This window comes from Streptococcus pseudopneumoniae, from assembly GCF_001074565.1.
Taxonomy (GTDB): Bacteria; Bacillota; Bacilli; order Lactobacillales; family Streptococcaceae; genus Streptococcus; species Streptococcus pseudopneumoniae_J.
The window spans coordinates 77,291-92,269 of record NZ_JUQX01000029.1; the positions used below are offsets into that span (position 1 = coordinate 77,291).

The 14,979-nt window shown below is 42.2% G+C and carries 16 protein-coding genes and 1 tRNA gene; 15 read left to right on the forward strand and 2 right to left on the reverse strand.

The window, feature by feature from the left end; translation table 11 throughout:
* Positions 1-7: 7 nt before the first annotated feature.
* The 7 genes from ADI74_RS04600 to ADI74_RS04630 all read left to right on the forward strand — a co-directional run bounded on the left by ADI74_RS04600 (position 8) and on the right by ADI74_RS04630 (position 3,711).
* Positions 8-448, forward strand: a complete 441-nt coding sequence (locus tag ADI74_RS04600) for a hypothetical protein (RefSeq protein WP_049537325.1) — start codon at positions 8-10, stop codon at positions 446-448.
* On the forward strand, positions 432-764 hold the full coding sequence (locus ADI74_RS04605; protein WP_049537326.1) for a phage holin: 333 nt from the start codon (positions 432-434) through the stop codon (positions 762-764). Before ADI74_RS04600 ends, ADI74_RS04605 begins: the two co-directional genes overlap by 17 nt.
* Before the next feature lie 2 nt (positions 765-766).
* Entirely contained in the window at positions 767-1,723 is a 957-nt protein-coding gene (locus ADI74_RS04610; protein WP_049537327.1) for an N-acetylmuramoyl-L-alanine amidase family protein, read from the forward strand.
* Between the two features lie 323 nt (positions 1,724-2,046).
* Complete coding sequence (locus ADI74_RS04615; protein ID WP_049537328.1) at positions 2,047-2,283, forward strand: hypothetical protein; 237 nt, start codon at positions 2,047-2,049, stop codon at positions 2,281-2,283.
* A 77-nt stretch (positions 2,284-2,360) separates the two neighbouring features.
* Positions 2,361-2,552: a hypothetical protein gene (locus tag ADI74_RS04620; RefSeq protein ID WP_049537329.1), complete on the forward strand. Its 192-nt coding sequence runs from the start codon at positions 2,361-2,363 to the stop codon at positions 2,550-2,552.
* Between the two features lie 150 nt (positions 2,553-2,702).
* A complete protein-coding gene (gene acrIIA3 / locus ADI74_RS04625) occupies positions 2,703-3,089 on the forward strand; it encodes an anti-CRISPR protein AcrIIA3 (RefSeq protein ID WP_049537331.1) in 387 nt (128 codons plus the stop codon).
* Positions 3,090-3,099: 10 nt separating this feature from the next.
* Positions 3,100-3,711: an AP2 domain-containing protein gene (locus ADI74_RS04630; RefSeq protein ID WP_049537333.1), complete on the forward strand. Its 612-nt coding sequence runs from the start codon at positions 3,100-3,102 to the stop codon at positions 3,709-3,711.
* Between the two features lie 328 nt (positions 3,712-4,039).
* On the opposite strand, the gene ADI74_RS04635 is transcribed toward ADI74_RS04630, so the two are convergent.
* Positions 4,040-4,127, reverse strand: a tRNA-Ser gene (locus tag ADI74_RS04635).
* A gap of 161 nt (positions 4,128-4,288) precedes the next feature.
* Here ADI74_RS04635 and ADI74_RS04640 point away from each other — a divergent pair.
* The 4 genes from ADI74_RS04640 (at position 4,289) to ADI74_RS04655 (ending at position 10,279) form a co-directional block, all read left to right on the forward strand.
* Positions 4,289-5,029: a DeoR/GlpR family DNA-binding transcription regulator gene (locus tag ADI74_RS04640; RefSeq protein ID WP_000920645.1), complete on the forward strand. Its 741-nt coding sequence runs from the start codon at positions 4,289-4,291 to the stop codon at positions 5,027-5,029.
* Positions 5,026-5,937, forward strand: a complete 912-nt coding sequence (pfkB, locus tag ADI74_RS04645; protein WP_049537335.1) for a 1-phosphofructokinase — start codon at positions 5,026-5,028, stop codon at positions 5,935-5,937. Before ADI74_RS04640 ends, pfkB begins: the two co-directional genes overlap by 4 nt.
* Positions 5,934-7,886 carry a PTS fructose transporter subunit IIABC gene (locus ADI74_RS04650; RefSeq protein ID WP_049537337.1) on the forward strand — a complete coding sequence of 651 codons (1,953 nt, stop codon included), beginning with the start codon at positions 5,934-5,936 and terminating at the stop codon, positions 7,884-7,886. Before pfkB ends, ADI74_RS04650 begins: the two co-directional genes overlap by 4 nt.
* An 86-nt stretch (positions 7,887-7,972) precedes the next feature.
* Positions 7,973-10,279 (forward strand): DNA translocase FtsK, encoded by a 2,307-nt coding sequence (locus tag ADI74_RS04655; protein ID WP_080980354.1) that lies wholly within the window; start codon positions 7,973-7,975, stop codon positions 10,277-10,279.
* 43 nt (positions 10,280-10,322) lie between these two features.
* Here the strand turns inward: ADI74_RS04655 and ADI74_RS04660 are convergent, their stop codons facing one another.
* Positions 10,323-10,751: a DUF6556 family protein gene (locus ADI74_RS04660; RefSeq protein ID WP_049537340.1), complete on the reverse strand. Its 429-nt coding sequence runs from the start codon at positions 10,749-10,751 to the stop codon at positions 10,323-10,325.
* Between the two features lie 137 nt (positions 10,752-10,888).
* Between ADI74_RS04660 and ADI74_RS04665 the strand changes: the two genes are divergently transcribed.
* The 4 genes from ADI74_RS04665 to ADI74_RS04680 all read left to right on the forward strand — a co-directional run bounded on the left by ADI74_RS04665 (position 10,889) and on the right by ADI74_RS04680 (position 14,976).
* On the forward strand, positions 10,889-12,031 hold the full coding sequence (locus tag ADI74_RS04665; RefSeq protein WP_049537342.1) for a cysteine desulfurase family protein: 1,143 nt from the start codon (positions 10,889-10,891) through the stop codon (positions 12,029-12,031).
* Between the two features lie 8 nt (positions 12,032-12,039).
* The gene (gene thiI, locus ADI74_RS04670) at positions 12,040-13,254 is read left to right on the forward strand and encodes a tRNA uracil 4-sulfurtransferase ThiI (protein WP_049537344.1); all 1,215 of its coding nucleotides are present in this window, start codon (positions 12,040-12,042) and stop codon (positions 13,252-13,254) included.
* A 136-nt stretch (positions 13,255-13,390) separates the two neighbouring features.
* Positions 13,391-14,215: an alpha/beta hydrolase gene (locus ADI74_RS04675; protein WP_049537346.1), complete on the forward strand. Its 825-nt coding sequence runs from the start codon at positions 13,391-13,393 to the stop codon at positions 14,213-14,215.
* Positions 14,216-14,235: 20 nt separating this feature from the next.
* Positions 14,236-14,976 (forward strand): esterase family protein, encoded by a 741-nt coding sequence (locus ADI74_RS04680; protein WP_049537348.1) that lies wholly within the window; start codon positions 14,236-14,238, stop codon positions 14,974-14,976.
* Positions 14,977-14,979: the final 3 nt, after the last annotated feature.

Below are 14,979 nucleotides of genomic sequence, written 5' to 3' on the forward strand. Positions count from 1 at the left end.
GGATTTTATGCCATGGTCTGAAATTTTTGAAAAAGCAATCCACGCTATCACTCAGCTTGCTCCTACAATCGGAGTTGTCGCTACTGGTTGGTTCGGTATGCGAGCCAGTAAAGCAGGTCACCTCAACCAAGAACAATTCAAGGAGCTGAAAGGCGAATTGAACACTATTCACGCTATCGGTGAAGAGAACAAGCAAAACATAACCGAGATCAACAACAAGCTAGCAGTACATGATGAAGCGCATCTAGCTACTATGTATCTACGGCTTGAGCGTGATATTACAGTCGCTCTCAAGCGTGGATATACAAGTGTTCACGAGTCGGATATCATCCACAAAATGCACTCGAGCTATAAGAAACTCGGTGGAAATGGGCGTATCGATGCCTTATTTAACAAATACTTAAATTTAGAAATTGCGGAGGAAAACACAAATGCAACAGATTACTGAAATCATTACAAATGGAGCAATCAGCATCCTTGTCATTTTGGCAGGTATCGCAGTCAAAGCAGTCAAAGACTACCTGGTACAAAAAGGTGGTGAAAAGACCATCAAGATCGTCGAAATCTTGGCAAAAAACGCAGTCAACGCAGTGGAGCAGGTCGCTTCAGAAACCGGATATAAAGGTGAGGAGAAGCTGGAGCAAGCCCGTACGAAAATCCGTGCTGAGCTTAGCAAGTATAACATCAGCATGACTGATAAGGATCTCGACACATTCGTCGAGTCTGCAGTTAAGCAGATGAACGATGCGTGGAAAGGACAGTAAAGATGGACATTGATACAAGCAGATTAAGAAGTGGATTGCCACAGGTCGGTGTGAGACCTTACAGACAAGTACACGCTCACTCAACAGGAAACCGTAACTCAACCGCTCAAAATGAAGCGGACTACCATTGGCGCAAAGACCCTGAACTTGGGTTCTTTTCGCATGTTGTAGGAAATGGTCGTGTGATGCAGGTCGGGCCTGTAAATAACGGAAGTTGGGACGTAGGTGGCGGCTGGAATGCTGAGACCTATGCTGCAGTTGAACTAATTGAAAGCCATTCAACTAAGGAAGAGTTCATGACAGACTATCGTCTTTATATCGAACTGCTACGAAACCTTGCGGACGAAGCAGGCTTGCCCAAAACTCTTGATACAGACGATTTAGCGGGTATCAAGACGCATGAATACTGTACGAATAACCAGCCTGATAACCATTCAGACCACGTTGATCCTTATCCCTATCTTGCGAAATGGGGGATTAGTCGTTCACAATTTAAGCAGGATATCGAGAATGGTACGAACGTGGAACCTGGATGGAAGGAGAACGCCACTGGATGGTGGTATGTTCGTTCAGATGGCTCTTATCCAAAAGAGAAATTCGAAAAAATCGATGACACCTGGTATTATTTTGACGGTTCTGGATACCTGCTGGAAGACAAATGGAAGAAACATTCCGACGGCAAATGGTACTATTTAGACCCTTCAGGAGCTATGGCTACTGGCTGGAAAAAGATTGATGGAAAATGGTATTATTTCGACAGTGAAGGAGCTATGAAGACTGGTTGGGTCAAGTACAAAGACCATTGGTACTATCTCGATGCCAAGGACGGCGACATGAAGTCCAAACAGTTCATTAAGTCGGCCGACGGCTCAGGTTGGTACTACCTAAAAGAAGATGGCAGCATGGCAGACAAGCCAGAGTTCACGGTTGAGCCTAATGGCTTGATTACAGCGAAATAATTTTTTTAAAAATAGAAAGGAAAATTTCTAAAATATTGTTCGAATTGTAACCGCAGGCTTATGCTTGCGGTTTTTTTGTTTGCTCTTTTTTAAAAATCATGCTATAATGCATTCGAGTTATATTTTAGTTCTCGAACAGTGAGAATAAGGTCTAACCGAACACAACCTTTTTAGAAGGTGGCGCCCGAATCGGGCGCATTTTTTGTTTAGAAAAATATTTTTTAAAAAATTTAAAAAAAGTTAAAGAAAAGTGTTGACAATATATAACAAATGTTATATACTATACTTGTAAGATAAATAAAACAAAAACGGAGGAACTTACAATGAAAACTTTCAACATTATCATCTCTCAATCATCTAATCTTAAAGAACATTCTACTGATTTCGTAGAAAATATCTTGATGACAGTTGAAGCTAAAAATCGTCGTGAAGCTTTAAAGAAAGCTCGTGAATTGCACGAATTCAGTCACAAATGGAAATTCAATATGCGTGACTTGACTGCAATCTCAGATCATCGCAAAGGCTGGAAGCGTCGTTATTTATCAGTAAAAGAAGCGTAAAAAATACCCCCTCAAAAAATGAGGGGGTTTGTAAGATAAATAAGGTGGCAGAGTAACCACCTAGAAAAGAGTATAACATGAAAGTAGATACAAAGCAAATCGAATGGCTATTGAAAAATGCCAGTGGTTATCAGATCTCGAAAATGAGCGGTGTTGCCCAACCAACAATTTCAGCTTTAATCAATAAAAAAAGAAGCATTGAGAATCTCACAATCGAGACTGGTCACAAATTAACTGAGCTTGCGAACCAAATGCAGGAAACACCTTAAAAAGCCTATTTAAAGGCTTTTTTATTTTCTCTGAAAGTACTTTCTAAAATAAAAAAACTTTAAATTTCTTTGTGTTTTCTGTTGACAATATATAACAAATGTTATATACTATACTTGTAAGATAAATAAAACAAAAAGAGGAAAACCAAAATGAAAAAAGTAACTTATGACAAATCAGGAATCATGAAAGAAGCTTGGAACTTGTTTAACAATGACGATATCACTCTTGCAGATTTTGAACATCTTGGATGGATGGAGTGGAAAAGTGAAAAAACATTTGCTCTTTGCTTGAAAGAAGCTTGGGGCCGTGAAAAAGAAGTTGTTGAACGTGTTAACCAAAAATTTGCAAACGCTGAAACATCTGAAGAAGCAAAAGCCTGGGATTGGGCTTGCAAAAAATTGGGTGTTGCGTTTGAAATGGACGCTTACACAAAAATGACAAATGTTGAAGATATGGAAAAAGAAGCTTGGCCAGGAACTAGCGTGTGGTCACTAGCTATGCGTGCGGTAAAATTGCACATGGAAGTAGCAGCATAAAGAGTAAGATATGGTAAAAGATGATTTAACAAACCAGCATTTCGGCCGTCTGACCGTCCTTGGCGACGTTGGGAAAAGAACTAGCAGAGGGAGAGTTCTCTGGCATTGTCTTTGTGAATGTGGACGAGTTACTTTTGTTCGAGGAGACCACTTAAAAAACGAGGAGATTAGATCTTGTGGGTGCTTGAACGAAGAGAAAAACCATAAGCGCTTCAAGGATTTGACGAATACTGAAACAGATAATTTCAAGGTTATCGATAGAGCGTACTCGAAAAATCAACGTGTTTACTGGAATTGTATTTGCAAGCATTGCGGAAATCACATCGAATTACAAAGCAATCAGATAGACCGATATTCTAGTTGTGGTTGCAAGCATAATCGCAGCACGAAAGAGAGAATGGCTGAAATCAGTGATCCTGAATCGTTAAAAACCAATAAGCCAACTGCAAAAAGTACGACTGGAGTGCGAGGGGTATATTACAACAAGCGAAAAAAGAGATACGTTGCTTATATCAATGTTGACAAGAAACCTAAATATTTAGGCAGTAGCGTAGATTTGAAAGAAGCAGCAGAAATCAGACGCAAAGCTGAAATTGAATATGGATATAAACAGGATCTGTGACAAACATCACGGTTTTTGGTTAAAGAGTTATAAAAGGAGTCATAAAATTAAATATAGCTTAATTTAATAATATTTCAGAGACTCCCACCGGCTCCATTATTTCTTTGCATTCTTTTGCGTTCCTTGGTAAAACGTTGTTAAATCAACGTTTTTTATTTTTGTCTTTGGTATTCCTTGGCAGTCTTTTGTAAAAAAGGATACAACATTTTTGTCGTATCCTAGAAATCTATATCCTTTTGTTTTATGAAATCATATAGTGTTTGTATTATTTGATTTTTAAATGCTTGCGATAAAAAAACTGCACCGAAATGCAGTTTTGGTTTTTCTACGGAAGACATGGGATTCGAACCCACGCACGCTGTTACACGCCTACCGCGTTTCCAACACGGCCTCTTAAGCCTCTTGAGTAATCTTCCAATACTTACTCAAATAGTCTACCATAAAGCCACTTATCTTGCAATAAAAATTTTGGAAATAAGAAAAATGATAGAATTTGAAAGAAAGTGACAAAAAATGCTTGACTTTGCCGGAAATTGTGCTAGAATAATTAGTGTAAACGATAACAGGAGGTGATTTGGTGTTAAAAACTGAGCGGAAGCAACTGATTTTAGAGGAGTTAAATCAACATCATGTAGTTTCCCTAGAAAAATTGGTTAGTTTATTAGAAACATCAGAATCAACGGTACGAAGAGATTTGGATGAGTTGGAGGCGGAAAACAAGCTTCGCCGTGTGCATGGAGGAGCAGAATTGCCCCACTCCTTGCAGGAAGAAGAAACCATCCAAGAAAAATCTGTCAAAAACCTTCAAGAGAAGAAGTTACTTGCTCAGAAAGCAGCCTCTCTTATCAAGGAAAAAGATGTTATCTTTATCGATGCTGGAACGACAACTGCTTTTTTAATCAAGGAATTGGTTAATAAGAACATCACTGTTGTGACCAACTCCATTCACCATGCGGTTCAGTTGGTTGAAAAACAGATTCCAACTGTCATGGTTGGAGGAAGTGTCAAGATGGCAACAGATGCATGTATCGGTGGTGTTGCTCTTAACCAAATCAATCAATTGCACTTTGACCGTGCCTTTATCGGGATGAATGGTGTAGACGATGGTTATTATACGACTCCTGATATGGAGGAGGGAGCCGTTAAGCGTGCTATTTTGGAGAATGCCAAACAGACCTACGTCTTGGTGGATTCGTCCAAAATTGGACAAACTTGCTTTGCCAAGGTAGCACCACTTAAACGCGCTATTGTCATCACAAGTCAAGGGCATGAGCTCTTGCAGGCTATTAAGAAGAAAACGGAGGTAATAGAAGTATGATTTATACAGTCACACTTAATCCATCCATAGACTATATCGTGCGCTTGGACCAAGTTCAAGTCGGCAGTGTCAATCGTATGGACAGTGATGATAAGTTTGCTGGAGGGAAAGGAATCAATGTCAGTCGTGTCTTGAAACGCTTGGATATTCCTAATACTGCGACTGGATTTATCGGAGGCTTTACTGGTAAATTTATCACAGATACCCTTACAGAGGAAGAAATCGAAACTCGTTTTGTCCAAGTAGCTGAAGATACTCGCATCAATGTCAAGATTAAAGCAGACCAAGAAACAGAAATCAATGGGACTGGTCCAACCGTCGAACCGTCTCAGCTAGAAGAATTGAAAGCTATTTTATCTAGTTTGACTGCAGATGATACCGTTGTGTTTGCGGGTTCGAGTGCTAAGAACCTAGGCAATGTTATCTATAAGGATTTGATTGCATTGACACGCCAGACTGGTGCGCAAGTGGTTTGTGACTTTGAAGGACAGACCTTGATTGATAGTTTGGACTACCAGCCTCTTTTGGTTAAGCCAAACAATCACGAGCTTGGAGCTATCTTTGGTGTTAAACTTGAAAGTTTAGATGAAATTGAAAAATTCGCTCGTGAACTCCTAGCTAAAGGAGCTCAAAACGTCATTATTTCTATGGCTGGGGACGGTGCCCTTCTTGTCACATCTGAGGGAGCTTACTTCGCTAAACCAATCATAGGAACAGTGAAAAATTCAGTTGGGGCTGGGGACTCTATGGTAGCTGGATTTACAGGTGAATTTGTCAAATCTAAAGATGCAGTTGAGGCCTTCAAATGGGGAGTGGCTTGTGGCACAGCAACTACCTTCTCAGATGACTTGGCAACGGCGGAATTTATTAAAGAAACATATGAAAAAGTTGAGGTAGAAAAACGATGAAAATTCAAGACCTATTGAGAAAAGATGTCATGTTGCTGGATTTGCAAGCAACTGAAAAAACAGCAGCTATTGAAGAAATGATTCATAGCTTGGTAGATCACGGTTATGTGACGGATTTTGAAATCTTTAAAGAAGGAATCTTAGCGCGTGAAGCTCTAACTTCTACTGGTTTGGGTGATGGAATCGCTATGCCTCACAGTAAAAACTCTGCTGTCAAAGAAGCAACAGTTCTCTTTGCCAAGTCAAACAAGGGTGTTGACTATGAGAGCTTGGATGGGCAACCAACAGACCTCTTCTTCATGATTGCTGCTCCAGAAGGTGCAAATGATACTCACTTGGCAGCCTTGGCAGAATTGTCTCAATACTTGATGAAAGACGGATTTGCTGACAAACTTCGTCAAGTAACATCTGCAGATCAAGTTATCGAACTATTTAACCAAGCTTCAGAAAAAACGGAGGAACCTGTTCAAGCACCTGCTAATGACTCTGGCGACTTTATCGTAGCTGTTACAGCTTGTACGACAGGGATTGCCCATACTTACATGGCCCAAGAAGCCCTTCAAAAAGTGGCTGCGGAAATGGGTGTTGGTATTAAGGTTGAAACCAATGGTGCTAGCGGTGTTGGGAATCAACTGACTGCGGAAGACATCCGCAAGGCTAAGGCTGTTATCATCGCTGCAGACAAGGCTGTTGAGATGGATCGTTTTGATGGTAAACCATTGATCAACCGTCCAGTTGCAGACGGTATCCGTAAAACAGAAGAATTAATCAACTTGGCTCTTTCAGGAGATGCTGAAGTTTATCGTGCTGCCAATGGAGCCAAAGCTGCAACGGCATCTAATGAAAAACAAAGCCTCGGTGGTGCTTTCTACAAACACTTGATGAGTGGTGTATCCCAAATGTTGCCATTCGTTATCGGTGGTGGGATCATGATTGCCCTCGCCTTCTTAATCGACGGAGCTTTTGGTGTACCACAAGATAGTCTTGGTAATCTCGGATCCTACCATGAGCTAGCTTCCATGTTCATGAAAATCGGTGGCGCTGCCTTTGGCTTGATGCTCCCAGTCTTTGCAGGATATGTTGCCTACTCTATCGCTGAAAAACCTGGTTTGGTCGCTGGTTTTGTAGCTGGTGCTATTGCCAAAGAAGGTTTTGCCTTTGGTAAAATTCCTTATGCCGCAGGTGGTGAAGCAACTTCAACTCTTGCAGGTGTCTCATCTGGTTTCCTAGGTGCCCTTGTTGGTGGATTTATCGCAGGTGCTTTAGTTCTTGCCATCAAGAAATACGTTAAAGTTCCACGTTCACTTGAAGGGGCTAAATCAATCCTTCTCTTGCCACTTCTTGGAACAATCTTGACTGGATTTGTTATGCTAGCTGTTAACATCCCAATGGCAGCAATTAACACTGCTATGAATGACTTCCTAGGCGGTCTTGGAGGAGGTTCAGCTGTCCTTCTCGGTATCGTCCTTGGAGGCATGATGGCTGTTGACATGGGTGGACCAGTCAACAAAGCTGCTTATGTCTTTGGTACAGGTACGCTTGCAGCGACTGTTTCTTCAGGTGGTTCTGTAGCTATGGCAGCAGTTATGGCTGGAGGAATGGTTCCACCACTTGCTATCTTTGTCGCAACCCTTCTTTTCAAAGATAAATTTACCAAAGAAGAACGTAACTCTGGTTTGACAAACATCATCATGGGCTTGTCATTTATCACTGAAGGTGCGATTCCGTTTGGTGCCGCTGACCCAGCTCGTGCTATCCCAAGCTTCATCCTTGGTTCTGCAGTAGCAGGCGGACTCGTTGGTCTTGCTGGTATCAAATTGATGGCACCACACGGAGGAATCTTCGTTATCGCTCTAACTTCAAATGCCCTACTTTACCTAGTCTTTGTCTTGATTGGAGCAATTGTAAGTGGTGTGGTTTATGGTTACCTACGCAAACCCCAAGCATAAAAAGGATTAGAATAGAAAGATTGTTACCATTTGGTGCAATCTTTTTCTCTATTCGAAATGGCTGTGAAATATGGTATAATAGAAGAATGGCAAACAAGAATACTACAAAAACAAGACGAAGACCGTCTAAAGCAGAACTCGAAAGAAAACAGGCTATCCAGAGGATGTTGATTTCTTTAGGAATTGCCTTATTGTTGATTATTGCAGCCCTCAAACTCGGCGCGGCAGGTGTCACTCTTTACAATCTCATTCGACTGGTGGTCGGAAGTTTGGCCTACGTGGCTATAGGTGCCCTCCTCATCTATCTTTTTCTTTTTAAATGGATACGCAAGAAAGAGGGGCTTCTGTCAGGATTTCTCTGTATCTTCGCTGGCCTGCTCTTGATTTTTGAGGCCTATCTTGTCTGGAAATTTGGCTTGGAGCAAGCAGTTCTAAAAGGGACCTTGTCTCAAGTTATGACGGACCTTACTGGCATGCGGGTGACTAGTTTTGCTGGTGGAGGCCTGCTTGGTGTTGGACTTTATATCCCCATAGCCTTTCTTTTCTCCAATATCGGGTCGTACTTTATTGGAGTTCTCTTGATTCTAGTTGGGGCACTCTTAGTTAGTCCTTGGTCTATTTATGATGTTGCAGCCTTTATTGGAGCTCAGTTCAGATCCTTCATGGAAAAACAGGAACAGAGAAAACAGGAACGCTTCATCAAGAGAGAAGAAGAGAAGGCTCGTCAAGAAGCTGAAGAAGCAGCCAGAATTCAGAGAGAACAAGAAGAACAGGATGCATTACCGCTTCCTCCTGTAGATCCTGAAACTGGAGAAATCTTATCAGAAGTACCAGACTACGATTTCCACCCAATTCCTGAGGAAGAATGGATCGAACCGGAGATTATCCTCCCTCAAACTGATTTTGACGTTCCAGATATGAAAGAAGACTTTGAGGATGAAGAGGTGCAGGTTGATTTTTCTGCCAAGGAAGCCCTTGAATACAAGCTACCAAGCTTGCAACTCTTTGCGCCAGATAAACCCAAAGATCAGTCCAAGGAAAAGAAGATTGTTCGAGAAAATATCAAAATCCTAGAAGAAACCTTTGCTAGCTTTGGTATCAAGGTAACGGTGGAACGGGCTGAAATTGGACCATCAGTTACCAAGTATGAAGTCAAGCCAGCCGTTGGTGTACGGGTTAACCGTATTTCCAATCTGGCAGACGACTTAGCGCTAGCTCTAGCAGCTAAGGATGTTCGGATAGAGGCTCCAATCCCTGGTAAATCCTTAGTCGGAATTGAGGTTCCTAACTCTGAAATTGCGACCGTTTCCTTCCGTGAACTCTGGGAACAGTCTCAGACTAAACCAGAAAATCTCCTCGAAATTCCTCTGGGTAAGGCTGTCAATGGAACGGCTCGAACCTTTGATCTTTCCAAGATGCCCCACCTACTTGTTGCAGGTTCGACGGGATCAGGGAAGTCAGTCGCAGTTAACGGTATTATCGCGAGCATTCTCATGAAAGCAAGACCAGACCAGGTCAAGTTTATGATGGTGGACCCTAAGATGGTTGAGTTATCCGTTTACAATGACATTCCTCACCTTTTGATCCCAGTTGTGACCAATCCACGCAAGGCCAGCAAGGCCCTGCAAAAGGTGGTGGATGAGATGGAAAACCGTTATGAACTCTTCGCTAAGGTTGGAGTGCGAAATATCGCTGGTTACAATGCCAAGGTCGAGGAATTCAATAGACAATCTGAGTACAAACAAGTGCCGCTGCCTTTGATAGTTGTCATTGTAGATGAGTTGGCAGACCTTATGATGGTGGCTAGCAAGGAAGTGGAAGATGCCATTATTCGTCTCGGACAGAAGGCACGTGCTGCAGGGATTCACATGATTCTTGCAACGCAGCGCCCATCGGTTGATGTCATCTCTGGTCTCATCAAGGCCAATGTTCCATCACGAGTAGCATTTGCAGTTTCATCGGGAACAGATTCACGAACCATCTTGGATGAAAATGGAGCAGAAAAATTACTTGGTAGAGGAGACATGCTCTTTAAACCAATTGATGAAAATCACCCAGTCCGTCTGCAAGGATCCTTTATCTCGGATGATGATGTTGAACGCATCGTAAACTTCATCAAGGATCAGGCTGATGCGGACTATGATGATAGCTTTGACCCAGGAGACGTCCCAGATAATGAAGGAGATTTCTCTGACGGTGAAGCTGGTGGCGATCCGCTTTTTGAAGAAGCTAAGGCTCTGGTTATCGAGACGCAGAAAGCCAGTGCTTCGATGATTCAGCGTCGTTTGTCGGTTGGATTTAACCGTGCGACCCGCCTTATGGAAGAACTCGAAATGGCGGGTGTTATCGGTCCAGCTGAAGGAACCAAACCACGAAAAGTATTGCAACAATAAAAAATAGCTTCTTTCCAAAGCTGGAAGGAAGCTATTTTAGTGGTTACTGGTTTGTTTTAGTTTCAGAACTTGTCGTATTTGACTGTGTTCCGTTATCGCTTGTCTCTTTATTTGTAGCAGGTGTAGAAGAATCCTGAGTTGTTGTTTTCTTCTCTTCTTTTTGCTCTTCCTTTTTATTGGATTGAGGAGTTTCTTCCTGCGAGGTATTTTCTTTAGTAGAAGTGTTGTCCTTGTTAGGTGTAGTATTTTCCTGAGGGGATTCTTTTTGAATTTCCTTGACAACAGTTGTTTGAGTTGTCGTCGGTTCTTTTTTGTTGTTTTTGTTATTATCCATGGCGTTCATGATGGTGATAGTAGCGGTGATGAGACCAAGGATACTACCGATGGTAGCAATCGTTTTTTGAAAGACAGTAAATCCTTTTTTAATGTGTTCAGTTTTTGATTTATTAGAAGTTCTACGATAATTAGACATGATACTCTCCTTTGATTATGATTTATTATACCTCATTTCTTTAAAAAAATCTTAAAAAAAGAGAAAACTACCTTTCTTGTCGAAGGTCTCTTTTCGTGATACAATAGAAGGAGTGATTTTAGAAAGCGTGAGAAAACATGATCTACTTTGATAATTCGGCGACAACTAAGCCTTATCCTGAAGCTCTAGATACCTATATGCAGGTTGCTTCAAAAATTGTAGGAAATCCATCTAGTCTCCATCGTTTGGGAGACCAGGCAACACGAATTTTAGATGCTTCCCGGCAACAGATTGCAGATTTGATTGGCAAGAAAAGTGATGAAATCTTCTTTACCTCTGGTGGAACAGAAGGGGATAACTGGGTCATCAAGGGTGTGGCCTTTGAAAAAGCACAGTTTGGTATGCACATCATCGTATCAGCTATTGAACATCCAGCAGTCAAGGAGTCAGCCCTATGGCTGAAAAGTCAAGGTTTTGAGGTGGATATTGCCCCAGTTGATGAGAAAGGATTTGTAGATGTTAGGGTTCTAGCAAGTTTGATTCGACCTGATACGACCCTCGTTTCTATTATGGCAGTTAACAATGAAATCGGCTCTATCCAGCCTATTGAGGCTATCTCAGAACTTTTAGCTGATAAACCAACTATTTCCTTCCATGTGGATGCTGTCCAAGCTCTTGCTAAGATTCCAACTGAAAAGTATTTGACTGACCGAGTGGATTTTGCGACCTTCTCAAGTCATAAGTTCCACGGTGTTAGAGGTGTCGGCTTTGTCTATATCAAGTCTGGCAAGAAGATTACGCCTCTGTTGACTGGTGGTGGTCAAGAGGGGGACTATCGTTCGACAACTGAAAATGTTGCTGGAATAGCAGCGACAGCCAAGGCTCTCCGTTTGGCTATGGAAAAGCTAGATATCTTTACTAGTAAGACAGGGCAGATGAAGGCAGTCATTCGTCAAGCCCTTCTGGATTATCCAGATATTTTTGTCTTTTCAGATGAGGAAGACTTTGCCCCTCATATCCTGACTTTTGGGATTAAGGGTGTTCGTGGTGAAGTCATTGTTCACGCTTTTGAAGACTATGACATTTTCATTTCCACAACCTCTGCTTGTTCGTCTAAGGCTGGAAAACCCGCAGGGACCTTGATAGCCATGGGAGTGGACAAGGATAATGCCCAGTCAGCTGTGCGTCTAAGCCTAGACTTAGAAAATGACATGAGTCAGGTCGAGCAGTTCTTGACCAAGTTAAAATTAATTTACAATCAAACTAGAAAAGTAAGATAGGAGCATTTATGCAGTATTCAGAAATTATGATTCGTTATGGAGAATTGTCAACCAAGCACAAAAATCGTATGCGTTTCATCAATAAACTTCGTAATAATATTTCGGACGTTTTGTCCATCTATCCTCAAGTTAAGGTAACCGCAGATCGCGACCGTGCCCACGCTTACCTCAATGGAGCTGATTATACAGCAGTAGCAGAATCTCTCAAACAAGTATTTGGGATTCAAAACTTTTCTCCTGTGTATAAGGTTGAAAAGTCTGTGGAAGTTCTGAAATCTGCTGTCCAAGAGATTATGAAGGAAATCTACAAGGAAGGGATGACCTTTAAAATCACTAGCAAGCGTAGCGACCACAACTTCGAATTGGATAGTCGTGAACTCAATCAAACTCTTGGCGGTGCTGTTTTCGAAGCTATTCCAAACGTGCAAGCTCAGATGAAAAATCCAGATATTAATCTTCAAATTGAGATTCGTGAGGAGGCTGCCTACCTATCCTATGAAACCTTTCGTGGAGCAGGAGGATTACCTGTGGGAAGTTCTGGTAAAGGCATGCTCATGTTGTCAGGTGGAATTGATTCACCTGTGGCAGGTTATCTAGCTCTCAAACGTGGGGTTGATATTGAAGCCGTTCACTTTGCCAGCCCACCATATACTAGTCCTGGTGCCCTTAAGAAAGCGCAGGACTTGACCCGCAAATTGACCAAGTTTGGTGGCAATATCCAATTTATCGAAGTGCCTTTCACAGAGATTCAAGAAGAAATCAAGGCCAAGGCGCCAGAAGCCTACCTCATGACCTTGACACGTCGGTTTATGATGAGGATTACCGACCGTATTCGTGAAGTGAGAAAGGGTCTGGTCATTATCAATGGGGAAAGTCTTGGTCAAGTAGCCAGCCAGACCTTGGAAAGCATGCAGACTATCAACGCTGTGACTAGCACTCCAATTATTCGTCCCGTGGTTACGATGGACAAGTTGGAAATCATTGACATCGCGCAGGAAATCGATACCTTTGAAATTTCAATCCAGCCTTTTGAGGACTGCTGCACTATTTTTGCGCCTGATCGTCCTAAGACTAATCCTAAGATAGAGAATGCAGAGCAGTATGAAAAACGCATGGATGTTGAAGGCTTGGTTGAGCGAGCAGTGGCAGGTATCATGATTACTGAAATCACTCCCCAGGTTGAAAAAGATGCTGTCGATGAGTTAATTGACAATCTCCTCTAATCAGAAAATCCAGAAGAATTCAGAAAAACAAATGAAAAAAGTTAGTTATTTATCCTTAAAATGGACAATTGCTGACTTTTTTTCTATTTTTATGGTATAATAAGATAAAATTTTGAATATAGAGAGTTTTCTGACAATGAATCATTCCTACTTTTACTTAAAAATGAAAGAACACAAACTCAAAGTTCCTTATACAGGAAAAGAGCGTCGTGTGCGTGTGCTTCTGCCTAAGGACTACGAGAAAGACACAGACCGTTTTTATCCTGTTGTTTACTTTCATGATGGGCAAAATGTCTTTTACAGCAAGGAGTCCTATATCGGACACTCTTGGAAGATTATTCCGGCTATTAAGAGAAATCCTGACATCAGTCGCATGATTGTTGTAGCCATTGACAATGATGGTTTGGGGCGGATGCATGAGTACGCAGCTTGGAAGTTCCAAGAATCTCCTATCCCAGGCCAGCAGTTTGGCGGTAAGGGTGTGGAGTATGCCGAGTTTGTCATGGAAGTGGTCAAGCCTTTTATCGATGAAACCTATCGTACCAAAGCTGATCGCCAGCATACGGCTATGATTGGTTCGTCACTAGGAGGCAATATTACTCAGTTTATCGGACTAGAGTACCAAGATCGAATTGGTTGTCTAGGTGTCTTTTCATCTGCCAACTGGCTTCACCAAGAAGCCTTTAACCGCTATATCGAGCGTAAGAAACTGTCGCCTGAACAGCGCATTTTTATCTATGTTGGAACAGAAGAAGCAGACGATACGGACAAGACCCTGATGGCTGGCAATATCAAGCAAGCCTATATCGACTCATCGCTTCGCTATTACCATGATTTGATTGCAGGTGGAGTCGGCTTGGATAATCTTGTCTTGAAAGTTCAGTCTGGTGCTATCCATAGTGAAATCCCTTGGTCAGAAAATCTGCCAGACTGTCTCCGATTTTTTGCAGAAAAATGGTAAGTTAGGAAAGGAGAAAGCCAATGCATATTGAAAACCTTAGCCACTGGAGTGGCCACCTCAACCGAGAAATGTACCTCAACCGTTATGGGCATGCTGGGGTTCCAGTTGTGGTTTTTGCTTCATCTGGTGGCAGTCACAATGAATACTATGATTTTGGCATGATAGATGCCTGTGCTACCTTTATCGAGGAAGGCCGCGTCCAGTTCTTTACCCTATCCAGTGTTGACAGTGAGAGTTGGTTGGCCACTTGGAAAAACAGTCATGACCAAGCGGAGATGCATCGTGCCTACGAACGCTATGTGATTGAGGAGGCCCTTCCTTTTATCAAGCACAAGACAGGTTGGTTTGATGGCATGATGACGACAGGTTGCTCCATGGGGGCCTACCATGCACTCAATTTCTTCCTCCAGCATCCAGATGTATTTACCAAGGTGATTGCTCTCAGCGGTGTTTATGACACACGTTTCTTTGTTGGCGATTACTACAATGACGATGCCATTTACCAAAACTCGCCAGTTGATTATATTTGGAATCAAAACGACGGCTGGTTTATCGATCGTTACCGTCAGGCGGAGATTGTCGTCTGTACGGGTCTCGGTGCTTGGGAACAAGATGGTCTGCCATCCTTCTACAAGCTCAAAGAAGCCTTTGACCAGAAACAAATTCCAGCCTGGTTTGCTGAATGGGGGCACGATGTTGCCCACGACTGGGAATGGTGGCGTAAACAAATGCCTTATTTTCTTGGACACCTGTATCTATAAAAG